Source organism: Mycobacterium sp. E342 (assembly GCF_001667665.1).
Classification (GTDB): Bacteria; Actinomycetota; Actinomycetes; order Mycobacteriales; family Mycobacteriaceae; genus Mycobacterium.
Genome location: NZ_LZJM01000154.1, coordinates 33,461 through 55,601, shown reverse-complemented (window position 1 = coordinate 55,601; position 22,141 = coordinate 33,461). Strand labels below are relative to the sequence as shown.

23 protein-coding genes and 4 tRNA genes are annotated in these 22,141 nt (G+C 67.0%); 12 read left to right on the top strand and 15 right to left on the bottom strand.

Translation table 11 applies throughout. From position 1 onward, the window contains the following. Nucleotides 1-175 precede the first annotated feature (175 nt). Both A5692_RS10660 and A5692_RS10655 read left to right on the top strand, forming a co-directional pair. A complete protein-coding gene (locus A5692_RS10660; RefSeq protein WP_068055572.1) occupies nucleotides 176-730 on the top strand; it encodes a TetR/AcrR family transcriptional regulator in 555 nt (184 codons plus the stop codon). A 182-nt stretch (nucleotides 731-912) separates the two neighbouring features. Beyond that, nucleotides 913-1,752: a mycofactocin-coupled SDR family oxidoreductase gene (locus A5692_RS10655; protein ID WP_068055480.1), complete on the top strand. Its 840-nt coding sequence runs from the start codon at nucleotides 913-915 to the stop codon at nucleotides 1,750-1,752. 23 nt (nucleotides 1,753-1,775) lie between these two features. Here the strand turns inward: A5692_RS10655 and A5692_RS10650 are convergent, their stop codons facing one another. The 4 genes from A5692_RS10650 to A5692_RS10635 are packed head-to-tail and all read right to left on the bottom strand — an operon-like array spanning nucleotide 1,776 to nucleotide 5,763. Further along, nucleotides 1,776-3,260, bottom strand: a complete 1,485-nt coding sequence (locus tag A5692_RS10650; RefSeq protein WP_068055476.1) for an aldehyde dehydrogenase — start codon at nucleotides 3,258-3,260, stop codon at nucleotides 1,776-1,778. Nucleotides 3,261-3,293: 33 nt separating this feature from the next. Further along, complete coding sequence (locus A5692_RS10645; protein WP_068055473.1) at nucleotides 3,294-4,106, bottom strand: carboxymuconolactone decarboxylase family protein; 813 nt, start codon at nucleotides 4,104-4,106, stop codon at nucleotides 3,294-3,296. Further along, on the bottom strand, nucleotides 4,106-4,927 hold the full coding sequence (locus A5692_RS10640) for a mycofactocin-coupled SDR family oxidoreductase (protein WP_068055569.1): 822 nt from the start codon (nucleotides 4,925-4,927) through the stop codon (nucleotides 4,106-4,108). The genes A5692_RS10645 and A5692_RS10640 overlap by 1 nt, the downstream gene beginning before the upstream one ends. Before the next feature lie 5 nt (nucleotides 4,928-4,932). Next, a complete protein-coding gene (locus A5692_RS10635; protein WP_068055470.1) occupies nucleotides 4,933-5,763 on the bottom strand; it encodes a mycofactocin-coupled SDR family oxidoreductase in 831 nt (276 codons plus the stop codon). An 85-nt stretch (nucleotides 5,764-5,848) separates the two neighbouring features. Here A5692_RS10635 and A5692_RS10630 point away from each other — a divergent pair, with 85 nt between their 5' ends. Then, the gene (locus tag A5692_RS10630) at nucleotides 5,849-6,463 is read left to right on the top strand and encodes a TetR family transcriptional regulator (RefSeq protein ID WP_082962561.1); all 615 of its coding nucleotides are present in this window, start codon (nucleotides 5,849-5,851) and stop codon (nucleotides 6,461-6,463) included. An 81-nt stretch (nucleotides 6,464-6,544) separates the two neighbouring features. Here A5692_RS10630 and A5692_RS10625 read toward each other — a convergent pair. From A5692_RS10625 to A5692_RS10615, 3 genes are all read right to left on the bottom strand, one after another. After that, a tRNA-Phe gene (locus A5692_RS10625) sits at nucleotides 6,545-6,618 on the bottom strand. A 29-nt stretch (nucleotides 6,619-6,647) separates the two neighbouring features. Continuing rightward, nucleotides 6,648-6,721: transfer RNA gene (locus A5692_RS10620), tRNA-Asp, on the bottom strand. Between the two features lie 29 nt (nucleotides 6,722-6,750). Then, nucleotides 6,751-6,823, bottom strand: a tRNA-Glu gene (locus A5692_RS10615). A gap of 124 nt (nucleotides 6,824-6,947) precedes the next feature. Between A5692_RS10615 and A5692_RS10610 the strand changes: the two genes are divergently transcribed. Continuing rightward, a tRNA-Lys gene (locus A5692_RS10610) sits at nucleotides 6,948-7,020 on the top strand. A gap of 33 nt (nucleotides 7,021-7,053) precedes the next feature. Here the strand turns inward: A5692_RS10610 and A5692_RS10605 are convergent. Then, entirely contained in the window at nucleotides 7,054-7,950 is an 897-nt protein-coding gene (locus A5692_RS10605; protein ID WP_068055467.1) for a class I SAM-dependent methyltransferase, read from the bottom strand. A 92-nt stretch (nucleotides 7,951-8,042) separates the two neighbouring features. On the opposite strand from A5692_RS10605, the gene A5692_RS10600 reads away from it, so the two are divergent. From A5692_RS10600 to A5692_RS10590, 3 genes are read left to right on the top strand one after another with little or no spacing between them, the layout of a single operon-like run. Next, the gene (locus A5692_RS10600; protein WP_068055464.1) at nucleotides 8,043-8,543 is read left to right on the top strand and encodes a nucleoside deaminase; all 501 of its coding nucleotides are present in this window, start codon (nucleotides 8,043-8,045) and stop codon (nucleotides 8,541-8,543) included. Nucleotides 8,544-8,587: 44 nt separating this feature from the next. Then, entirely contained in the window at nucleotides 8,588-8,977 is a 390-nt protein-coding gene (locus A5692_RS10595; RefSeq protein WP_082962560.1) for a metalloregulator ArsR/SmtB family transcription factor, read from the top strand. 13 nt (nucleotides 8,978-8,990) lie between these two features. Then, complete coding sequence (locus A5692_RS10590) at nucleotides 8,991-9,194, top strand: zinc transporter Slc39a7 (protein ID WP_068055461.1); 204 nt, start codon at nucleotides 8,991-8,993, stop codon at nucleotides 9,192-9,194. Nucleotides 9,195-9,200: 6 nt separating this feature from the next. Here the strand turns inward: A5692_RS10590 and A5692_RS10585 are convergent, their stop codons facing one another. Then, nucleotides 9,201-10,253: an oxygenase MpaB family protein gene (locus A5692_RS10585; RefSeq protein ID WP_068055458.1), complete on the bottom strand. Its 1,053-nt coding sequence runs from the start codon at nucleotides 10,251-10,253 to the stop codon at nucleotides 9,201-9,203. A gap of 67 nt (nucleotides 10,254-10,320) precedes the next feature. On the opposite strand from A5692_RS10585, the gene A5692_RS10580 reads away from it, so the two are divergent. The 5 genes from A5692_RS10580 (at nucleotide 10,321) to phoU (ending at nucleotide 16,237) form a co-directional block, all read left to right on the top strand. Then, nucleotides 10,321-10,926: a TetR/AcrR family transcriptional regulator gene (locus A5692_RS10580; protein WP_156766016.1), complete on the top strand. Its 606-nt coding sequence runs from the start codon at nucleotides 10,321-10,323 to the stop codon at nucleotides 10,924-10,926. Nucleotides 10,927-11,079: 153 nt separating this feature from the next. Continuing rightward, nucleotides 11,080-12,102 (top strand): acyl-ACP desaturase, encoded by a 1,023-nt coding sequence (locus tag A5692_RS10575; RefSeq protein WP_068055451.1) that lies wholly within the window; start codon nucleotides 11,080-11,082, stop codon nucleotides 12,100-12,102. A 5-nt stretch (nucleotides 12,103-12,107) separates the two neighbouring features. Further along, nucleotides 12,108-13,241, top strand: coding sequence for a tRNA dihydrouridine synthase DusB (gene dusB / locus A5692_RS10570; protein ID WP_068055448.1), 1,134 nt, complete (start codon nucleotides 12,108-12,110; stop codon nucleotides 13,239-13,241). A 223-nt stretch (nucleotides 13,242-13,464) separates the two neighbouring features. Beyond that, nucleotides 13,465-15,510 (top strand): LCP family protein, encoded by a 2,046-nt coding sequence (locus A5692_RS10565; protein ID WP_068055445.1) that lies wholly within the window; start codon nucleotides 13,465-13,467, stop codon nucleotides 15,508-15,510. Nucleotides 15,511-15,568: 58 nt separating this feature from the next. Continuing rightward, nucleotides 15,569-16,237 carry a phosphate signaling complex protein PhoU gene (phoU, locus tag A5692_RS10560; RefSeq protein ID WP_068055442.1) on the top strand — a complete coding sequence of 223 codons (669 nt, stop codon included), beginning with the start codon at nucleotides 15,569-15,571 and terminating at the stop codon, nucleotides 16,235-16,237. 16 nt (nucleotides 16,238-16,253) lie between these two features. Here the strand turns inward: phoU and pstB are convergent, their stop codons facing one another. The 6 genes from pstB to A5692_RS10530 form a co-directional block, all read right to left on the bottom strand. Beyond that, nucleotides 16,254-17,030 (bottom strand): phosphate ABC transporter ATP-binding protein PstB, encoded by a 777-nt coding sequence (pstB, locus tag A5692_RS10555; protein ID WP_068055439.1) that lies wholly within the window; start codon nucleotides 17,028-17,030, stop codon nucleotides 16,254-16,256. Nucleotides 17,031-17,043: 13 nt separating this feature from the next. Further along, nucleotides 17,044-17,958, bottom strand: a complete 915-nt coding sequence (pstA, locus tag A5692_RS10550; RefSeq protein WP_068055560.1) for a phosphate ABC transporter permease PstA — start codon at nucleotides 17,956-17,958, stop codon at nucleotides 17,044-17,046. After that, nucleotides 17,955-18,986, bottom strand: coding sequence for a phosphate ABC transporter permease subunit PstC (gene pstC / locus A5692_RS10545; protein WP_369830284.1), 1,032 nt, complete (start codon nucleotides 18,984-18,986; stop codon nucleotides 17,955-17,957). Before pstC ends, pstA begins: the two co-directional genes overlap by 4 nt. 48 nt (nucleotides 18,987-19,034) lie before the next feature. Further along, the gene (gene pstS / locus A5692_RS10540; RefSeq protein ID WP_068055557.1) at nucleotides 19,035-20,159 is read right to left on the bottom strand and encodes a phosphate ABC transporter substrate-binding protein PstS; all 1,125 of its coding nucleotides are present in this window, start codon (nucleotides 20,157-20,159) and stop codon (nucleotides 19,035-19,037) included. Between the two features lie 166 nt (nucleotides 20,160-20,325). Continuing rightward, complete coding sequence (mshD, locus tag A5692_RS10535; RefSeq protein ID WP_068055432.1) at nucleotides 20,326-21,237, bottom strand: mycothiol synthase; 912 nt, start codon at nucleotides 21,235-21,237, stop codon at nucleotides 20,326-20,328. Continuing rightward, nucleotides 21,234-22,019 (bottom strand): response regulator transcription factor, encoded by a 786-nt coding sequence (locus A5692_RS10530; RefSeq protein WP_068055429.1) that lies wholly within the window; start codon nucleotides 22,017-22,019, stop codon nucleotides 21,234-21,236. The genes mshD and A5692_RS10530 overlap by 4 nt, the downstream gene beginning before the upstream one ends. Between the last annotated feature and the right edge of the window lie 122 nt (nucleotides 22,020-22,141).

Here is a 22,141-nt window from a genome sequence, read left to right as displayed (position 1 = left end):
TCTGCACTGCGCCTCCCGCGTGGCTACCGCGTAGCAATTTGGTCGATCGACCAAATTGTTAGGATGCGGTATGACTACCACGCGCCGCACGGACCGGTCAAGCAGGCCGGGGGCCCCGAGCCCCACGGCGAATCGGCGGAAGAAGGGGAACGACGATGCCGGCGCGCGCGGCAAGCTGATCGAGGCCACCGCTCGCATCATGCGCGCCGAGGGCTACGCCGCGGCCACGTCACGTCGCGTCGCCGCCGAGGCGGGCGTCCGGCAGGCCCTGGTTTATTACTACTTTCCGACAATGGACGACCTGTTCGTGGAGGTGCTGCGCGCCGGCGCGGAGGCGGCCCTGACACGCATGCGCGGCCTGTTGGGCGAAGACGATCCCCTGGCGGCGCTCTGGCACTTCAACAGCGAGCCCGCCTCGACCGTACTCAATGCCGAATTCATGGCGCTAGCCAATCACCGCAAGGCAATTGGCGCCGAGCTCAAGGCGTATGCCGAGCGCGTCCGCGACATCGAGACGGCCGCTGTCACGATGGTGCTCCGCGCCAACGGCATCGACCTCGAGGAATACCCCCCGGTGGCGATTTCGATGCTCATTGCACAGACGGCACGCAGTCTGTGCAATGAGAACGCCGTCGGCGTCACCCAGGGGCATGAAGAGTTACGCGCATTCGTCCAACGCCAGCTGAGCCGGCTGAAGGCGCCCACCGCGACGCCGCCCCGCCGCGCCTAGCACCGGGTGCGCCGCGGCACCGATGCCGCGTTTGGACGGCTCCCGCACGCTGGCCCATCGGAGGCTTCCGCCAGACCCCTGTTGACAGTGCCGCGAATTGCTGCCAGGCTTCCTGATCGATCGACCAAATTTTATGCCGGAGCGTGCAACTACCCGGCCTCTGCGAACAGTGAGGTGCAATCGTGGGCGGACGAGTCGAGGGCAAGGTTGCGTTCATCACCGGCGCGGCCCGCGGGCAGGGGCGCAGTCACGCCGTGCGCCTGGCGCAGGAAGGCGCCGACATCATCGCGGTCGACATCTGCAAACCGATCAGCAGCAGCAGCGAGATTCCGCCCTCGACGCCGGACGACCTGGCCGAGACTGCCGACCTGATCAAGGGCCTCGATCGACGCGTCGTGACCGCCGAGGTCGATGTGCGCGACTACGACGCCCTCAAAGCGGCGGTGGACGGCGGTGTCGGGCAGCTGGGCCGGTTGGACATCATCTGCGCGAACGCCGGTATCGGCAACGGCGGGCAGACCCTCGACAAGACCAGCGAAGACGACTGGCGCGACATGATCGACGTCAACCTCTCCGGGGTTTGGAAGACGGTCAAAGCGGGGGTCCCACACCTCATCTCGCAAGGCCAGGGCGGATCGATCATCCTCACCAGCTCGGTCGGCGGGCTCAAGGCATACCCGCACACCGGGCACTACATCGCCGCCAAGCATGGCGTCGTCGGCCTGATGCGGACCTTCGCCATCGAACTCGGCCAGCACTTCATCCGCGTCAACTCCGTCCACCCCACCAACGTGAACACGCCGATGTTCATGAACGAGGGAACGATGAAGCTGTTTCGGCCCGACCTGCAGAACCCCGGGCCCGAAGACCTCAAGGTCGCCGCGCAGTTCATGCACGTGCTGCCGATCGGGTGGGTGGAGCCCGTGGACATCAGCAACGCGGTGCTGTTCCTGGCATCGGATGAATCCCGTTACATCACCGGTCTTCCCGTCACCGTCGATGCCGGAAGCATGCTCAAATAGGACCGCGCGCCGATAGGCGACGGTCACTTGCCCGACATCCCGATACGGATGTTCTTGGCTTGCAGGAATTCGTATAGCCCGTCGGGCCCACCGCTGCGGCCGAACCCGCTGGTCTTGTAACCGCCGTACGGCCCCTGCGGCTCGATGTCGCTGTGGGAGTTGACCCAAACCGATCCGGCTTCAAGCCGTCGGGCAACACGGTGTGCGCGTTGCAAATCGCTCGTCTGCACGAACGCGTTGAGTCCGAAGGCGGTGTCATTGGCCAGTTCGACGGCCTCGTCCTCGTCGCGGAATCTGGCCACCGACACCACTGGGCCGAACGTTTCCTGTTGAGCCAACGCGGCACCGCGGTGGACGTCGGCGAACACGGTCGGCTCGATGTAAAAGCCGTCATCGAAGTCGCCGGCGATTTGGCGCCCGCCCAGAATGAGTTCTCCGCTCCCCGAACTGATCGTGTCCTCGATGGCGGCGACTATCCGCTCGCCGGCCACACGACTGATGACCGGTCCGAACAACACGTCGGGTCGCAGTGGGTCGCCGACCGGCGCAGACCGTAGGATGCCGAGGAATCGCTCTATGAAGGAGTCGAAGATGCTGTCCTGGACCAGGATCCGGCTGGCGCAGGCGCAGCTTTGACCGGACTGCGTCAGCGGTCCCTGAAAAGCCGCCAAGGTAGCGGCGGCATCGAGGTCGGCGTCGCAGAAGACGAGATTGGCGGACTTCCCGCCGAGTTCGGCTACCACCGGCGTCAGATTGCCGGCCGCGGTGCGCAGCACCTGGCGGGCCGTGGCCTGACCGCCGGTGAAGTGGACCTTGCCGATTCCGGGATGGGCGACCAGCGCCTGCCCACCATGGGCCTCGGCGGGCAGCACATTGACCAGCCCCGGCGGAAGCCCCGCCTGTAGGCACAACTCGCCAAACCGCAGCGGAGCAAGTGGGGCCAGTTCGGAGGGTTTGACGATGACGGCGTTACCGGCGGCCAAGGCCGGGGCGACCGCCAGCCCGATCACCACCAGCGGGCCGTTCCATGGTGTGATCACGCCGACTACGCCGTAGGGTTCGCGTTCGACGATGTTGACGTCGAAGCTTCCGCTGACGGGGGTACTGAGGCCGTGGAGCTTGTCAACGTAGCCGGCGTAGTAGCGCAGGAAACGCTCGGTGAGCAGCGAATTGCCCGCCATGGCGATCGGCACGCCGTAGTCACAGGCGTTGATGCGCGCCAATTCGTCCGCGTGCTGGGCCACCAAGTCAGCCAGACCCATCAGAAGATCACGACGCTTATCCACCGAGTAGCTCAGCCATCGTCGCTGCGCGCCACGGGCGACAGCCATCGCGTGGTCGAACTCGTCAGGGCCTGCCAGTTCGATGGTCGCGTTCGGTCGGCCATTCCCGGGATAGACGTGCTGATGGGTACCGCCCGATGCCCCGGTCACCCGTTCCTCTCCGATGAGCAACGCGCCGGAAGGCAACCCGGCGGGATCGCTGATGGTTTGGGTGACTTCAGCCATCGACGGCCTTTCCGTAGTCCGGGTGCGAGCCGATCACCGCGTCAGCGGTGCGTTGGAGCCGGTCTCGTCGAGGACCCGTTGCTTCTGCTCGGCGATGACCTGGTTGAGATAAGAGGCTTTCGGCCACCCGTAGTAGGCGGCGAAATGCAGTGCAAACTCGCCCATTTCGTCGAAGGAGACGTCACCGCTCTTCAATGCGGCGTACACGTGGGACATGATCGGATACTGGGCATCCTGGAATCCCACGCAGGCCAGCGTGATCAGGCGGCGTTCCTTCATCCCCAGGCCGGGTCGCAGCCACATCTCCCCGAACACGAAGTTGAGGATGCCCGCGCCCGAATACGGGTTATCCCGCGCCGGCGCGAACGGCAGGCAGTTGATCTCCCGGAACGCGGCCTCCCCGCCGGCCAGTCGTGCCTCGGGATCGCTCGCTGTGGACAGCGGCAATAACGGAGGCGGCGGCGGACCGGCAGCGCCACGCTCCTGCGATATGCGCTCCCACTGCGCGTCCACGACCATGTTGAACTGCGAAGCTTTCGGCCATCCGGCATAAACCGCGAAATGCAGTACCGCCTCGCGTATTTCGGTGATCGCAATATCACCGCTGTTCAGGGCGGCATAGACGTGCTGCTCGAGGGCCGGCGTGGCATCGGCGCCGGCCACACAGGCCAGCGTGACAAACCGGCGGTCGCGCCGACTCAGGCCCGGGCGGGTCCACACCTCGGCGAACACGAAATCGATCAGTCCGTTGGTCACCACCGGGCTGGTGTCCGCGGGCGGGCCGACGGTCATCACTTCGGCGAAGGCCCGCAGGCCACGTTCGCGCCTCTGGCTCCGGCTGCTCATTATCTGATGGTTACCCCGGCGTCGACGGTGAACTGCAGCCCCGTCACGTGACGGGCCTCGTCGGAGATCAGGAACAGGACCGCGTTGCTGACGTCGATCGCCTCCGTCATGAGGACCGGCAGCGCGTTCATGAAGATGGGGCCCAAGTCGGGGCGTTTCTCGACGATGAGTTCGTGCATCGAGGGTGGCGCCATGCCGGTGGGTACCCCGGTGGGATGAACGGTGTTGACCCGAACGTTCTGCGCGGCAAGCTCATTGGCCAGGGCCAGGCTCATCCCGACGATGCCGTGCTTGGCGGCCGTGTAGGGCGTGTGCAGCGGGGTGCCCTTGATGCCGGCCGCCGAACTGATGTTGACGAGGCTGCCGCCGCCGGCGGCCAGCAGGTGAGGCAGCGCCGCCGCGCACGTGTTCCAGGCGCCGATCAGGTTGACGTCCACCACCAGCCGCCACTGTTCGGGCGTGGTGGTGTCCCAGGTGCCCACGGTCAATACCCCGGCATTGGCCACCGCTGCGTCCAGTCCGCCGAGCTCCGCGGCACCCTCGTCGACCGCTGTCTTCAGCGCCCGCGCGTCTCGCACGTCGCAGACCTTCTCGACGACCGACCCCCCGTGCTGCGCGACGAGTTCCGCCGTTTGGCGCAGATCATCCTCGGTGGCCAACAGGTACTCCAAACCGTCGGGGGTCGCGCAGATGTCGATCAACAGACAATCCGCGCCCTCTTCGGCCAGCCGCACCGCATGGCTGCGGCCCATGCCACGCGCCGCGCCGGTGATCACGACCCGTTTGCCCGCCACCCGACCCGCCGCCCGTCGTTGCGTCACAGCGGTCACAGCTTGTTGCAGAAGCCGGCGTCCACGGGGAAGGTCACCCCGGTGACGTACTTGGCTTCGTCGGAGACCAGGTAGGCGATGGCCGCGCTGATGTCTTTGGGTTCGAGCAACTGCACGGGCAGCGGGTTCTGCAGGTGCGCACCGCCTTCGGGGAAGCTTTCCAAGAACTCCGTCATGGCCGGATTGACGGCCATCATCGTGCGGACCGCCGTGGGATGCACCGTGTTGACCCGAATGTTGCAGGCCGCCAAGGCGTTCGCGAGTGCGCGCATCAAGCCGACTATCCCGTGCTTGGAGGCGGCGTAACCCAGGCCGCCGCCCTGCAGACCGCCGAAGCCACGCAGCCCGGCCGTTGAGCTGGTGAACACGATGGCCCCGCCGCGCTGCCCGGCGATCAGATGTGGGATCGCCGCCCAGGCGGTGTGATAGGCGCCGTCGAGGTTGACCGCGACCGCCGCCCGCCACTGCGCCAATTCCTCCTCGATGCTGAGCTGACGAAACGCGACGGGTGCGATTCCCGCGTTGGCGCAGACGATGTCGAGGCGACCGAAATGCTCAACCCCCGCGTCGAGCGCGTTCTTGACCTGATGAAAATCGCGGACATCGGCGACCGCGCCGACCATCTTGCCGCCCTGGGCTTCGACCAACGCGATAGTTTCCTCGAGTTCGTCGCGGCTGGCCATGGCGTAGTGGTTCGCCTCGATGTCGGCGCAGATGTCGATCCCGATGATGGCGGCGCCCTCGCCGGCCAGCCGGACCGCGTGGCTGCGACCCTGCCCGCGCGCGACTCCGGTGATAAACGCCACCTTGCCCTCAAGACCACCCATCACGCCCTCGCTCGTCCGCGCGTCGCCGCTGTGTACTTTTGGCGAGTAACTGCGTTACCCAGGTTCGGACAGTAACATCGTTATCGTGGTCGGTAAAGCCTCTCCGCAGCGCGGCAACACATCGCCCGCGCCACCGGGCGTCGCACCCGATCCGCTGATCGACATCGTCGTCGACCTGATCGACACAGAAGGGTACGACGCCGTCCAGCTGCGGGAGGTGGCGCGGCGAGCCCGCATGTCGCTCACCACCATCTACAAGCGCTACCCCACCAGAGACGACCTGATCGTTGCGGCCCTGCGGTGGTGGATGGACACCCACCGCTACGCCGCCGTCGCGTCGCGCTCTGCCGACAGCGACTCGATCTACGACGGGCTCATGTGGATCTTCCGGGCGATCTTCGAGCCCTGGGAGAAGCACCCGCGCATGCTGCAGGCCTACGTGCGCGCTCAGGCCGGACTCGGGGGCGACGAACTCACCCAGCACGGCTTCGACGTCGTCGTGCCGGCGGCGAAATCCGTGCTCAGCGGCTGCGACGAGCGCTTCGCCGACGACCTGGGTGTCATCATGACGGGGGTCGTCTACGGGGCGCTGGGCCAGTTCGCGGCGGGATCCATCGCGATCACCGACATCGTGCCGACGATCGAACGGGCCGTGTACTGGCTGGCCAAGGCCCACGAGAGCACCTGCCATCACCGCTAACGCGCAGGGGACCAAACGTGATCCGGTCCATCGTGTTTCGGGCGAGAGGACGCAACCCGACGTCGGTCGGTTCTTAAACGGTGGCCAGGGGCGGGATCGAACCGCCGACCTTCCGCTTTTCAGGCGGACGCTCGTACCGACTGAGCTACCTGGCCGGAAGGCATGAAGTGCCTCGCCGAATCGGCGACCCTGACGGGACTCGAACCCGCGACCTCCGCCGTGACAGGGCGGCGCGCTAACCAACTGCGCCACAGGGCCTTGCTGCTGCTCCGCGTTACCGCGTCGCGTACCCCCAACGGGATTCGAACCCGTGCTACCGCCGTGAAAGGGCGGCGTCCTAGGCCACTAGACGATGGGGGCCAGAACCGAATCACTCCGGGGTACTCGCAACGTGGTTTCGTTAGGAGCCACGTCAGCTTAGGTCACCGCGGGCCCAATCCTCAAACGAGCCGAACTTTGGGCCCAAGTATCCTGAATCTCCGCGGCCCCTATAGCTCAGTTGGTAGAGCTACGGACTTTTAATCCGCAGGTCCTAGGTTCGAGTCCTAGTGGGGGCACCGACGGATGGGACCTCGGCAGAGCGGCGCTCATCACCCGAGCACCGCGCTGCTGTAGGTCACATCGGCGAATGCCTGGGCGACCTCGTCGTCGGCGTAGACAAAGCCGTTGGCGGCATGCAGTTCCGCGACGGTTTGCGACGAAGTGCGCCAGCCCCGCCGGCCGAGGTGGTCGACGACGTGGCTGCGCTCGCCGTGATAGACGAGGTCGTTGAAGTCGACCTCGAACCCGAGCTCGCTCATCCGGTCGTGGTGCGCCCGCCACCGCGGGTCGGCGAAAACGGCGGTGTCCGGCACGAAGTCGAAGGCCAGCCGGCTGCCCGGGGCGCTCAGGGCGGTGATGTTGTCGAACAGCGCGTCCTGGGCCTCCTCCGGCAGGTACACCAACAGGCCCTCGGCGCTCCACACGGACGGCGCCTGCGGATCGAAACCGGCGTCGCGCAGCGCCGTGGCCCAGTCGTCGCGCAGGTCGACGGCGACGGTGCGCCGCTCGGCCGTCGGCTCGGCGCCCAGATCCTCGAGGGTCAGGGTCTTGAACTCGATCACCTCGGGCATGTCCACCTCGTAGACGACGGTCCCCGCCGGCCACGGCAGGCGGTAGGCGCGCGCGTCCAGCCCCGACGCGAGGATTACCGCCTGCGAGATGCCATGGCGCGTCGCGTCCAGGAAGAAGTCATCGTAAAACCTTGTGCGGCAAGCCATCCCCCGCGCCATTCGGTTCGGGTCGAACTCGGAAGCCCCGCCGGTGGGGATGTCGCCGTTGACCAGCCGGACGTAGACGTCGATCCCGACGGCGCGCACCAGCGGGGCCGCGTACGGATCGTCGATCAACTTCGCGTCGGAGGACAGGGCCCGCTGGGCGGCGACCATCGTCGCCGTCGCTCCCACGCTCGTCGCCAGATCCCAACGATCACGATCGGTGCGCGCCATGGTGCTCCCTCATCCCAATCACAAATTGCATAGACGATCTAGTCAGTATCACAGCGCCGGTTCCGAACCCTCGCGCGACTACCCTGCGACCTGTGACCGACTTCGCCCAGCGGACGATCGAGCTGGCCCGCCGAAACGTCGCGGAGGGCGGTCGCCCGTTTGCGACGGTGATCGTCAAAGACGGCGAGGTCCTCGCCGAGAGCGCCAACCGGGTGGCCCAGACGAACGACCCGACGGCGCATGCGGAGATCCTGGCCATCCGTGAGGCGTGCATGAAGCTGGGCACCGAGCACCTCGTCGACGCCACGATCTACGTGATGGCGCACCCGTGTCCGATGTGCCTGGGATCGCTGTACTACTGCTCCCCCCGGGAAGTGATCTTTCTGATCACCCGCGAGGCCTACGAGCGGTACTACCTCGATGACCGCAAGTACTTCGAGGTGTCCACGTTCTACGACGAGTTCGCGAAGACTTGGGACCGGCGGCGCCTGCCCATGCGTTACCAACCCCGCGACGACGCGGTGGACGTCTACCGGTTCTGGAACGAGCGCAACGGCGGCGAACCGCGGTCCACGGTCGTCCCCTCGCCCTGACCGCACCCGTTGGCACCGCCGCGCCCGTTGAATATTATTTGCGTATGCATGCAGGTAATAGCGCAGCCCGGCTGCCGGATCACCAGGTGAGCCTGGTGGTCGAGGTGTTCCGGATGCTGGCCGACGCCACCCGGGTGCAGGTGCTGTGGTCGCTGACCGACCGGGAGATGTCGGTCAACGAACTCGCCGAGCACGTGGGCAAGCCGGCGCCGTCGGTCTCCCAGCACCTGGCGAAGCTGCGGATGGCGCGCCTCGTCCGCACCCGCCGGGACGGGACCACGATCTTCTACAGCCTGGAGAACGACCACGTTCGCCAGCTCGTCATCGACGCGGTTTTCAACGCCGAACACGCCGGCCCGGGCGTGCCCGGTCATCACCGCAGGGACGGCGGGCTGAAAGCCGTCGGCGATCAGCAGAACGCATCTATTACCTAAGGAGGCGGCACCCATGACCGAGCACCACACCCACGACGCGCCCCACGCGCACGAACACCAGCACGGCGACGTCACCCACGCACACGCGCACACCGCGCACGAACACGACCACCTCGAGCACGAACACGCCCACCACCACGCCGACGGCACCGAGCACAGCCATCAACACGTGCATCAGGCGGGGTTGGAGGACGCGCACGGTCACCCGCACGCATAACGCGGCCTAGGAGACCACCGGGCAGTAATGCTTCGGGTCGCCGCGCCCGTCCAGGGGCGGCAGATTGCGCGCCGGTGTTTGCGGCAGTGGCGCGTCGGCCGGGATGCGCCCGGATGCGCGGTCGAGGCCGGCGCGGGCCCGTGGGTGCTTGCGGTACCTGGGCGGCACGACCGCGAAGATCAGCCGCACCAGGTTGCCGAAGCGCCGGTGCAGCCACTCGTCGCGGTCGGTCCACCCAAAGCCCAGCCGTTCGCGAACGGCCGGGTGATACAGGCCGACCGTGAGCCAGACGAAGAACGGCCGCGACAGCTTGGTCAGACCGCCCCACAGCCAATCCGGGAGCCAGGGAGCGATCGGCAGTTTGTCGTATATGGTCAGATCGAGCACGGCTCGCGTCGCGTAATTGTCCTCTAATACGTTGCGGCACATGTGATCCCAGTAGACCTGAAACTCTTCCCAGGTCTTGGGCACCGGACGCATGCTCATGCCGTACATCCGGTACCACTGAATGTGTTCGTCGAAGAGTTGCCGCTTGTCGGCCTCGGTCAGACCGCCGCCGAACCGTTCGGCCACCAGGATTGTGCCCATGAAGAACGTGGAGTGCGCCCAATAGAAGACGTCGGGATTCAGTGCGTGGTACCGACGCCCTTGGTCATCCACACCCTTGATGTCGGTGTGGTAATCGCGGACCTCGGCACCTGTCTTCGGAGCACGGTCTCCGTCGAAGACCACCCCGCCGATCGGGTAGAGCGACCGCATCACCCGCGGCAAAGGTTCCCGGAAGAAGGTTGAGTGGTCGATGACGGCCGCGCCCAACTGCGGGTGCATGTTCTGCATGGACCCCGCGAACGGGCCCTGCAGCATCCCGCGCCAGTCCCCGAAATACCGCCACGTCAGGGACTCGGGGCCCAGCGGTGCCGGTGGCGCGTCGTAGCCCAGCGGCGAGACCGGGCAGCTGCCGGCCACGCCGCCCGGCAGATCGGTCCCGGCGGGGGTGGCCGAACAGCCGCTTGCGACGTCGCTGGTCGGCGGGCGGGTTCCGGACGTATGTTGAGTCACTATTGGATTCCTGTAGGTATCTGCAAAACTGACTACATGCGTTGTCATTTTCAAGCTTAGGAGCGATGTGCAGTCCGGTCAACGACGGGGCCGTTGGACCGGCGTCCCCTTGGAGGATCGCCTCGCCCTCCGTCGCGACAACCTCATCGCCGCCGGCGTGCAATTGCTCGGCGGCGACAGCCGACCGGCGCTGACGGTGCGCGCGGCGTGCCGCAAGGCCGCGCTGACCGAACGCTACTTCTACGAAAGCTTTTCGGACCGCGACGAGTTCGTCCGCGCCGTCTACGACGACGTGTGCACGCGCGCCATGAACACGCTCACGTCGGCGAATACCCCCCGCGACGCGGTCGAAAAGTTCGTCGAGCTGATGGTCGACGACCCGGTCCGCGGGCGGGTGCTGTTGCTGGCGCCGGCGGTCGAGCCGATACTGACCCGCTCGGGCGCGGAGTGGATGCCCAACTTCATCGAACTGCTGCAGCGCAAACTGTCCCGGATCGCCGATCCGGTGCTGCAGAAGATGATCGCCACCAGCCTGGTCGGCGGGCTATCGGGCCTATTCACCGCGTACCTGAACGGACAACTCGGCGCCACGCGCAAAGAGTTCATCGACTACTGCGTCAACATGCTCTACGTGACGGCGGCCCCGTACGTTCCCGCCCCCGACCTGGGCTAGCACCACCACCTGTTTACCGGGCGCGCCATAGCGGCAAACCCCAAGAACGAGGGTCATTAATCCGTTGCGCGGCGCGCGGTGAGGCAGCTTGATGCTACTGATGTACACAGATATATTGACTGCTACCCGTCGACACAGATAACTGGAGGCCGTATGTCAGCCGAGCTGACAAACCTACAGCTGCTACATGAGCTCGAACCGGTGGTCGAGAAGTGCCTCAACCGGCACGAGAGCATGCACAAGGACTGGAACCCGCACGACTACATCCCGTGGTCGGACGGCAAGAACTTCTACGCGCTGGGCGGGCAGGACTGGCATCCCGAGGAGAGCAAGCTCTCCGACCTCGCCCAGGTGGCGATGGTGCAGAACCTGATGACGGAAGACAACCTGCCGTCATACCACCGCGAGATTGCGATGAACTTCGGCCTGGACGGTGCCTGGGGCCAGTGGGTCAACCGGTGGACCGCCGAGGAGAACCGGCATGGGATCGCGCTGCGCGACTACCTGGTGGTGACCCGCGCGGTCGACCCGGTCGAGCTGGAGAAGCTGCGCATCGAGGTGGTCAACCGGGGCTTCAGCCCGGGCCAGAACCAACAGGTGCGGGCCGATCTGTTCGCCGAGAGCCTGTTCGACTCGGTCATCTACGTGACGTTCCAGGAGCTGGCCACCCGGATCTCGCACCGCAACACGGGCAAGGCCTGCAACGAGACGATCGCCGACCAGCTGCTGGCCAAGATCTCGGCCGACGAGAACCTGCACATGATCTTCTACCGCGATGTCAGCGAGGCCGGGTTTGAGATTGCACCTAATCAGGCGATGAAAGAGCTACACAAGGTGCTGCGCAATTTCCAGATGCCTGGCTATCAGGTCCCTGAGTTCCGGCGCAAGGCCGTGTTCATCGCCGTCGGGGGGGTCTACGACCCCCGCATCCACCTCGAAGACGTGGTCATGCCGGTGCTGAAGAAGTGGCGCATCTTCGAGCGCGAGGACTTCACCGGCGAGGCGGCGGCGATGCGTGACGATCTCGCACTGCTGATCAAGGAACTCGAGCAGGCCTGCGACAAGTTCGAGATCTCGAAACAGCGCCAGCTTGATCGGGAAGCCCGCACCGGCAAGCGGACCACCGCATTCGAGCTGCACCAGACCGCCGGCAAACTGGCTATGAGCCGCCGGTAGCGGCCTTGCGCATCGGTCCGATCACGCTCGCCAGCCCGGTGGTGCTGGCCCCGATGGCAGGCGTGACCAACGTTGCATTCCGCACGCTGTGCCGTGAGCTGGAACAATCGAAGGTCGGCACGGTCAGCGGGCTGTACGTCTGCGAGATGGTGACGGCGCGCGCGCTCGTCGAACGCCACCCGGTCACCATGCACATGACGACGTTCGCGCCGGACGAGTCACCGCGCTCGCTGCAGCTCTACACCGTCGATCCGGCGACCACGTACGCGGCCGCCAAGATGATCGCCGATGAGGGCCTGGCCGACCACATCGACATGAACTTCGGGTGCCCGGTGCCCAAGGTCACCAAGCGCGGCGGCGGGGCGGCGCTGCCGTACAAGCGACGGCTGTTCGGCCAGATCGTGGCGGCGGCCGTGCGCGCAACCGAAGGCTCCGGGATTCCGGTGACCGTCAAGTTCCGCGTCGGGATCGACGACGAGCACCACACGCACCTCGACGCCGGCCGCATCGCCGAAGCCGAGGGGGCCGCCGCGGTGGCGCTGCACGCCCGCACGGCGGCGCAGCGCTACTCCGGCACCGCTGATTGGGAGCAGATCGCCCTGCTCAAGCAGCACGTGCGAACGATTCCGGTGCTGGGCAACGGCGACATCTACGACGCCAGCGACGCCCTGACGATGATGGCCACCACCGGATGCGACGGCGTCGTGATCGGCCGCGGCTGCCTGGGCCGGCCCTGGCTTTTCGCCGAACTCTCGGCGGCGTTCACCGACAGCCCGGCCCCGACCCCGCCCATGCTGGGCGAGGTCGCCGACATCGTCCGCCGCCACGGTCAGTTGCTGGCCGCGCACTTCGGCGAGGACAAGGGCATGCGCGACATCCGCAAGCACATCGGCTGGTACCTGCACGGTTTTCCGGCCGGATCCGCGTTACGCCGGGCGCTGGCGATGGTCACGACGCTGCGCGAACTCGATTCGCTGCTAAGCCAATTGGACGGCACGGTCCCCTTCCCGGACGCGGCCAGCGGCCCACGCGGCCGGCAGGGCTCCCCGGCGCGGGTGGCCCTGCCCGAAGGCTGGCTGACCGACCCCGACGACTGCACCGTTCCGGCCGGCGCCGACGTGATGCACTCCGGCGGCTGACCGACCGCTCGAAATCGCATCCGGACCGATAACTCAGTACGATGTGGACCTTGCCGCAGTGCGCGTTCCTGGGGCGGATCGGTAACGCGCCGCCGCCCGGGCGCGACAAAGGGGTGCAACCAGCGGGTGGCACGAGCCGCAGCGCTGACAACGTCAGGCACTGGGACGGCACCGCGCACGGACGGGCTGAGATCCGCATCAGAGCTTCGGAGGCCGGTAGGACATGAGTGACGCCGAGGGCGACGCCACTCCTGACGCTCGGCGCACGGCGCTGGGCGCCGCCCCGTGGGAAAGGTTCTCGGAGCCGCCGTCCGACTACAGCCTTCACTTGTGGCAGCCCGACAGCACCGTCGAACCCGTCGAACCCGTCGAACCCGTGCAGCCTCGAGCGGCCGGTGACGAGGGATCCGGATGCCACACCGGTGGCGGAGTCAGCGTCGCCGATCTGATCGCGAAACTGGGCGCCCCATCGACGGGCCGGTCCACTCACCGCCGCGCCGAGCCGGAGGTCGAATCCGCCCCCGCCGACTCGCAACTGCCGGTCGAGCTGAGGGAAACCCAGGTGATCGAGGACCTGGCCTACTCACTGGATCTGGTCACGGAGCTCCCCGACCTGGGGGCCGCCGACTACCAGGACGGCGACGGGTCCGCATCCCACGGGACTGCCGGCGCTGACGAGCGCAACGCACGGCACCGGCGCCGGCCGATGCTGCTGGCCGGGCGGTCGGTCGCGGCCCTGCTCGCCGTACTCGCCATCGTCATGACCGGCGGTGCGTGGCAATGGAGCACGTCGAAGAACGCCCGGCTCAACACCATCAGCGCGCTCGACCCGCAATCGGACGACATCCGCGACCGCAACGGACAGTACGGGGACGAAGACTTCTTGATCGTCGGCCTCGATTCCCGCGCCGGCGACAACGCCAACATGGGCGCCGGAACCACCGACGACGCCGACGGCGCCCGGTCGGACACCGTGATGCTGGTCAACATTCCCGCCAACCGCAAACGCGTGGTGGCGGTCTCGTTCCCCCGCGACCTGGCGATCACCCCGATGCAATGCGAGGCGTGGAACCCGAACACGGGTAAGTACGGGCCCCTCTACGACGAGAAGACCAAGACGTGGGGTCCGAAGACGGTCTACACCGAGACCAAACTGAACTCGGCGTTCGCCTTCGGCGGCCCGAAATGTCTGGTGAAGGAAATCCAGAAGCTGTCCGGTCTGAGCATCAACCGCTTCATCGCCGTCGACTTCGCCGGGTTCGCCAAGATGGTCGACGCCCTGGGCGGTGTCGAGGTCTGCTCGAAGACCGCGCTGCACGACTACGAACTGGGCACGGTCCTCGAACACGGCGGGCGTCAGGTGCTGGACGGCCCGACCGCGCTGAACTACGTGCGAGCCCGGCAGGTCACCACCGAAACGAACGGGGACTACGGCCGCATCAAACGCCAGCAGCTGTTCTTGTCGTCGCTGCTGCGGTCGTTGATCTCCGAGGACACGTTGCTCGACCTCAACAAGCTCAACAACGTCGTCAACATGTTCATCAGCGACACCGTCGTCGACAACGTGCAGTCGAAGGACTTGATCCAACTCGGACAGTCGTTGCAAGGGATGGCCGCCGGACACGTCACGTTCGTGACCGTGCCGACCGGCATCACCGACCAGAACGGCGACGAGCCGCCCCGCATGGGCGATATGCGGGCGCTGTTCGACGCCATCATCAACGACGATCCGCTACCCGAGGAAAACGACCAGAACGCAAAGAATCTCGGGCCCTCCGACGACAAATCGGCGCAGGCCAAGGCGCCCGCCACCAAGCAGGCCCCAGCCCCCGCGGCGGCTCCCGAGGCCCGACACGAGCAGGTCACCACCACCGCGCCGGGCGACGTCACGGTGCGGGTCTCCAACGCCACGACGCAGAGCGGCCTGGCGGCCACCGCCACCAGCCAGCTCAAGCGGGACGGCTTCAACGTGATGACGCCGGACGACTATCCGAGTGCGGTGAACACGACGACGGTGTTGTTCTCGCCCGGCAACGAGCAGGCCGCGGCCACCGTGGCCTCGTCTTTCGCCAACGCGAAAGTCCAGCGGGTCTCCGGCTATGGACAAGTCGTTCAGGTGGTGCTCGGTCCCGACTTCAAGACGGTCGCCACACCCCAACCGAGCGGCTCGTCGATCAGCTTGCAGATCGAACGCGGCTCCAGCAGCGCCCCGGCCAAGCTGCCCGAGGACCTGACCGTCACCAACGCCGCCGACACCACCTGCGAATAACCGCATTTGGTGGCGCTGCGCCGCCCCTTTCCGGCGCCGAGAACGTAGGCTTGACGATATGCGGACCGCCTACCATGAGCAGCTCTCGGAGTTATCCGAGCGGCTCGGCGAGATGTGCGGGCTGGCGGGCATGGCCATGGAACGGGCCACCCAAGCCCTGCTGCAAGCGGATCTGGTGCTGGCCGAACAGGTGATCTCCGATCACGAGAAGATCGCCACGCTGAGCGCCCAGGCCGAAGAGAGCGCTTTCGTGCTGCTGGCCTTGCAGGCGCCGGTCGCCGGTGATCTGAGGTCGATCGTGAGCGCCATTCAGATGGTGGCCGACATCGACCGGATGGGGGCGCTGGCCCTGCACGTCGCGAAGATCGCCCGCCGCCGGCACCCCCAACACGCGCTGCCAGAGGAAGTCAACGGCTACTTCGCCGAAATGGGCAGGGTGGCAGTCGAATTGGGCAACAGCGCGCAAGAGGTGGTGATGTCGCGCGACCCGGAGAAAGCCGCCCGGATCCGCGAAGAGGACGACGCGATGGACGACCTGCACCGCCACCTGTTCTCGGTGCTGATGGACCGCGAATGGAAGTACGGTGTGGCGGCCGCCGTCGACGTGACGCTGCTGGGCCGGTTCTACGAGCGATTCGCCGACCACGCCGTCGAGGTGGCGAGGCGCGTCATCTTCCAGGCGACCGGCAGGCTGCCGGACGAGGAAACCAACCCCGCCTCGCAGTGAGCGAAGGCGCGTCCGGCTAGCCGAAGCGGCCCGAGATGTAGTCCTCGGTCGCCTTCTGGCTGGGGTTGGAGAAGATCTTCTCCGTGTCGTCCACCTCGACCAACCGCCCCGGCTTCCCGACGGCCTCCAGGTTGAAGAACGCCGTGTAGTCGCTCACGCGGGCCGCCTGCTGCATGTTGTGGGTGACGATGACGATGGTGTAGTCCTGCTTCAGCTCGCTGATCAGCTCCTCGATGGCCATCGTCGAGATCGGGTCCAGCGCGGAGCACGGCTCGTCCATGAGCAGCACGTCGGGTTGCACGGCGATCGCCCGCGCGATGCACAGACGCTGCTGCTGGCCCCCGGACAGGCCGCCGCCGGGCCTGTCCAACCGGTCTTTGACCTCGTCCCACAGGTTGGCGCCGCGCAGCGAGTATTCGGCCGTCTCGTCGAGCACCTTGCGATTGCGCACGCCCTGCAGCTTCAAACCGGCCACCACGTTGTCGCGAATCGACATGGCGGGGAACGGGTTCGGCCGTTGGAACACCATCCCGATCGCCCGGCGCACCCCGACCGGGTCCACTCCGGCACCGTAGATGTCCTCGTCGTCGAGGAGCACGCTGCCCTCGACGCGGCCGCCGGGCACCACCTCGTGCATCCGGTTCAGCGTGCGCAGCACCGTCGTCTTGCCACAACCCGACGGGCCGATGAACGCGGTCACACTGCGGGGCAGGATCGACAGCGTCACATCCGCCACCGCGTGAAACGAACCGTAGTAGATGTTGACGGCTTTGAGGTCCAACCGCTTGGCCACTTAGTGCTCCTGCCTATGACTTGTTGGCGCCGACGAATTTCGCTAGTACTCGGGCCCCGATGTTGATGGTGGCGATCACCAGGATGAGGGTTAGGGCGGCACCCCACAACCGATCCGTGGGGACGGGGTTGACGCCGGCACCGGCACTGGTCTGGTTGTACATCATGCCAGGTAGCGTTCCCATGAACCCGCTGAAGATGTCGAAGTTCATCGACTGCGCATAGCCGACGAGAACCAGCAGCGGCGCCGTCTCGCCCATCACCCTGGCCACCGCCAGCATGATGCCGGTGATGATGCCGGAGATGCCGGCGGGAAGCACGACGCGGACGATCGTCTTCCACTTCGTGATGCCCAGCGCGTAGCTGGCCTCGCGGAGATCCAGCGGGACGATCCGCAGCATCTCCTCGGTGGCTCGCACGATCACCGGAAGCATCAACAGGACCAGCGAGAGCGACACCGCGAGTTCGGAGCGCGGAAGACCCAGCGTCGCCACGAACAGCGCGTAAACGAACAGGGCCGCCACGATTGAGGGCACCCCACTGAGGATGTCCACCATGAACGTGGCCAGCCTGCCCAGCGGCGTGCCTCCCCCGTATTCGGCGAGATAGATGCCGAGCATCAGGCCGATCGGGATGGCGATCAGCGCGCATACCGATCCTTGCAACACGGTGCCCACGATCGCGTGGTATGCGCCACCGCCGGCCACGAAGGCGGTCATGCCGGCTTGCGAGTGGGTCCACCAAGCGGTCGACGCGACGGCCGCGAAGCCCTTGGCGATCACCGAGTGCAACACCAACAGCAAGGGCGTCACCGCGATCGCCATCGATAGCGAAACCAGCGCCAAGGCAAGGCGATCGGTGGCCCGGCGGCGCCGGCTCGGCCGCGAGAAGGTGCGCGGCTTGAGCGGGCGGTCCAGCATCGAGGTCATCGGCCGCCCCATCTGGTTCGGGCGGCGGCGCCACGCGCCAGCGCGTCGACGACGAAGGTGAGCACGAAGAGCGCCAGCCCCGCGGCGATGTACGCGCCGGCCTTGTACTGGTCGTTGAATTGGGCAGCCGCCCCTGCGATTTTGGTGGCGACGGTGGAGCCGCCGTCGAACAGCGACCAGCCAAAGGCCGCCTGGGTTCCCCGCAAGATGATCAGCAAAGCGACCGTCTCCCCCAGGGCGCGACCGAGCCCCAGCACGGCCGCGCTGATGTATCCCGACCACCCGAAGGGCAGCACGATCGTCTTGACCACTTCCCAGCGGGTGGCGCCGAGCGCCAGCGCCGCCTCGACCTGCTCCTGCGGCGTCTGGATGAACACCTCGCGGGTGACCGCGGTGATGATCGGCAGGATCATCACCGCCAGCACCACGCCGCCGGTGAAGACGGTGCCGCCACCCGCGACCGACGCGTCACCGTCGGCGAACAGGAAGCACCAGCCCAGGGAGCGGTTCAGCCAGATGGCCAACGGCCGCAGCTGTGGCGCCAGCACGTACAGGCCCCACGCGCCGTAGACGATCGAGGGCACCCCGGCCAGCAGGTCGACGGCGTAGGCCAGGGGGCCGGCGGCGCGCCGCGACGAGTACTGCGTGATGAAGATGGCGACGCCCAGCGCGACGGGCATGGCCAGGATCAACGCGAACGCCGACACGAACAGCGTGACCTTCAGCAGATCGGAGATGCCGAAGTGCATCGCCGACGTGTCGGTGGTGACCCAGTTGCCGCCGTAGCTGAAGAAGTTCTCCCGGTCGCGTTTCAAGGCCGGTATCGCGCGCAGCAACAGGAATCCACCGATCGCCGCGATCACGACCACGATCAACGCGCCGGAGCCCTTGGCGAGCCAACGGAATGCACGATCCCCGACCTGCGGGCGCCCGTCTCCCCACGGGCTGATCGGTATCAGCGGCGCCTCCGGAAACGGCGCGGCGACGGTCGCGCCCGAACCGGCGTTGAAGGGGTTGGGCGTGGTCACGGTGATCCCGGCACGGTTCTGTCGCTCCTTGAGTCCGGGGCAACCTGGTTACTGCAGGGCGTCGATCGCGGCGGCCAGCCGCACTTTGACCTTATCGGGCAGCGGCACGTAACCGGCCGAGGGAAGATCGGTCTGGCCGCCGCCCGCGGCGACGGTGAGGAACGACTTGATCGCTGCGGAGGTGTCGGGGTCGGAACCTTTCGAGCACACGATCTCGTACGTCGCCAGCACCAGCGGGTAGGCGCCCGGCTCCTGCGAGCTGTACATGGCGTTGAGGTCGAGCACCAGGTCGTTGCCGTCGGCCAGGAAATTCGCCGCCTTCACGGCGTTGGTGGCCGTGTCGTTGGTGAGCGGGACGACGACGCCCCTGTTGTTGGCGATTCGGGCGTAGGGGAGGGCGCCCTGGTCGGCGAACCCCTTCTCGACGTATCCGATGGCACCCGGGGTGGCCCGCACCACCTGCACGACCCCGGCCGACTTCGTGGCACCCTCGCCCACCCCGCCCTGAAACTCGGTGCCCACGCCTTTGGTCCAGCTCTGCGGCGCGGCGGCCGTCAGATATTTCTGCAAATTGTCGGTGGTCCCCGACGAATCCGTACGGTAGATCGGCGTGATCCTGGTGTCGGGCAGCGCGACGCCGGGGTTGAGGGCCGCCAGGATCGGGTCGTTCCAGGCCGTGATCCGTCCGCTGAAGATCTTGGCCAACGCGTCGCTGCTCACCACCAGGGCGGGGACTCCGGCCAAGTTGTAGACCAGGGCGATCGGCCCGAACACCAGCGGCAAGTCCCACGCCGGGTTGCCGTCGCAGCGCGCGGCGGCAGGACCGATCTGGTCGGCGGCCAGCGGGGAGTCGGCGCCCGCGAAGTCGACATGGCCGGCGATGAACTGCTCACGCCCGGCGCCGGAGCCAGTCGGGTTGTACGCCACGCTCTTGCCCGGGCAGTACTGCCCCCAGACCTGGTTGAAAAGCGCCATGGCGTTTTGTTGGGCCGTCGAGCCTTCCGCCGTGAGCTTGTTCTTGCCGCTGCATCCCGCTGTACCCGTGGACCCGGAGACGGCCGCCGGCGACGCGCCCCGACGGTTCTGATCGCTGCCACAGCCCGTCATGACGACCGCCGCGAGGGTCACCACCCCCAGCGTCGCCAGCGCCCTGCCTCCCCTGTCGAGCCTCACCGCTCCCGCTTCCTCACCATTCGGACCCGCGCGTGCGCCGCCGGCCATCTCCCAAGAGGTTGCCGGGTCACGGCCAAAATATGCTCCGACGCAGCCCGCGGCACCAGTTGAGTAGCAAGCGCAGGTGAACGGCCGGGGATATCGGACCCGCCGCCCGCGCGTTCGGTCACTCGGGGGCGACGGCGTAGGCGGTGTCCACGCTGTAAGTGCTGAAGCCCAAGCGCTGGTAGGTGCGCACGGCGGCGACGTTGTCCGACTCCACGTAGAGCAGCACGGTCGGTTCGGCCGAGCCGGCCAGCCGCCGCGCCAACGACTCGATCCCGACGGCCGTCAACATCTGCCCCATCCCGCGGCCCTGCGCCGACGGGTCGACGCCGACGACGTACACCTCCCCCAGGCCGGGCTGATCGGGATGCACCTTGGTCCAGTGGAAGCCCAGCAACTTGCCCCTCTGACCGGTGTCGGAGTCGTCGAACGCCAGGAACAGACCGGCCGGGTCGAACCACGGTTCGTTGCGCCGCTCGGCCAGCTGGACCTCGGTCCAGCCGCCCTGTTCGGGATGGCCGGCGAAGGCAGCGTTGTTCACGCGCAACAGCTCGGCGTCATCGGTGGTGCCCGCGTAGGTGCGGATCCGCACGCCGGGCATTGGATGCACCAAGTCGTGGATGTCACGCAACGTCCGTCGCATCTGCAGCAGTTGACGCACGGGAACCAGACCCATCGCGGAGGCCGTCGCCCGGGCCGGCTCGAGAGTGCCGTGTGCCCAGAACCGGTTGCGCCCCGCGGTCTCGGCCAACGCCGAGCGCACCAGCGCCGTCCCGTAACCATGCCGCCGGACCCGGGGGTGCACCACGAGTTCGGCCATTCCGGCCTCGGCGTCGCGCGTGAGGTTGAGGTAGCCGACGATCCCGTCGGCCTCGGTGATGAGCAGATGCCCGGTGCGGTCGTGCGCGAGCTCGCGCAGCACTTGCTCGCCGACCGGGGCCACCCCGTCGAATGCCGTGGCCGCCGTGACCAGCTCACGCACTTGCCGCTGCTCGTCCGGGGTCAGCGTCGAGCGCCAGGCCGGCGCGATCACTGACTGCGCAGGGCGTCGCCCAGAGGCTCTCGCAGGCCCTCGGAACCGGGCTCGACGTCGTCGGCGCCCTCGGCGTCCTGGTCCTCGGCGGCGTCCGCGATCGGCGCGCGCCCGCGTGCCGGCCGGACGGCCTTGTACCCGACGTTGCGGACGGTGCCGATCAATGCCTCGTATTCAGGCCCGAGTTTGGCGCGCAGCCGACGCACGTGCACGTCGACGGTGCGCGTGCCGCCGAAGAAGTCGTATCCCCACACCTCGTGGAGCAACTGGGCGCGGGTGAAGACGCGGCCGGCATGTTGGGCCAGGTACTTCAGCAACTCGAACTCTTTGTAGGTCAGGTCGAGTGGGCGGCCCCGCAGCCTGGCCGTGTAGGTGCCCTCGTCGATCACCAGCTCGCCCAGGCTCACTTTGCCGGCACTCTCCTGGTCGGCGAGCCCGCCGCGACGACCGACTACCAACCGCAGCCTGGCGTCGATCTCGGCGGGCCCGGTGCTGGGCAGCAGGATCTCGTCCAGCCCCCAGTCGGCGCTGACCGCCACCAGGCCGCCTTCGCTGACCACAGCCAGGACGGGGACCGATCGGCCCGCGGTGCTCAACAGCCGGCAAAGGCCGCGCGCCGACGACAGGTCGGTGCGCGCGTCCACCAGTACCGCGTCCGCCGTCCCCGCCTCGAGCAACGACGACGGCTCCGCCGGCGCAGTCCGGACGGTGTGGGGAAGCAGCGATAGCGACGGCAGGACCGGGTCGGGATGCAGCTCGGAAGTCAGCAGTAATAGCTCCAACTAGCCCCTCCAGCTCGGGGGAACGGCATCTTCACAATTCGCAACGCAACGACGCGTTAGTTGCCAGGTCATCTAACGATAACTTGCCACCTGCCATTTTTGCGTGGCGACGATGCCACTGT

Excerpts from the sequence above, each read along its gene's own strand:
- A5692_RS10645 (WP_068055473.1), bottom strand. The coding sequence starts at position 4,106 with ATGAGCAGCCGGAGCCAGAGGCGCGAACGTGGCCTGCGGGCCTTCGCC.
- A5692_RS10635 (WP_068055470.1), bottom strand. The coding sequence starts at position 5,763 with ATGGGTGGTCTTGAGGGCAAGGTGGCGTTTATCACCGGAGTCGCGCGC.
- A5692_RS10605 (WP_068055467.1), bottom strand. The coding sequence starts at position 7,950 with ATGGCGCGCACCGATCGTGATCGTTGGGATCTGGCGACGAGCGTGGGA.
- A5692_RS10590 (WP_068055461.1), top strand. The coding sequence starts at position 8,991 with ATGACCGAGCACCACACCCACGACGCGCCCCACGCGCACGAACACCAG.
- phoU (WP_068055442.1), top strand. The coding sequence starts at position 15,569 with ATGCGGACCGCCTACCATGAGCAGCTCTCGGAGTTATCCGAGCGGCTC.
- A5692_RS10565 (WP_068055445.1), top strand. The coding sequence starts at position 13,465 with ATGAGTGACGCCGAGGGCGACGCCACTCCTGACGCTCGGCGCACGGCG.
- A5692_RS10575 (WP_068055451.1), top strand. The coding sequence starts at position 11,080 with ATGTCAGCCGAGCTGACAAACCTACAGCTGCTACATGAGCTCGAACCG.
- A5692_RS10595 (WP_082962560.1), top strand. The coding sequence starts at position 8,588 with ATGCATGCAGGTAATAGCGCAGCCCGGCTGCCGGATCACCAGGTGAGC.
- A5692_RS10650 (WP_068055476.1), bottom strand. The coding sequence starts at position 3,260 with ATGGCTGAAGTCACCCAAACCATCAGCGATCCCGCCGGGTTGCCTTCC.
- pstA (WP_068055560.1), bottom strand. The coding sequence starts at position 17,958 with ATGACCTCGATGCTGGACCGCCCGCTCAAGCCGCGCACCTTCTCGCGG.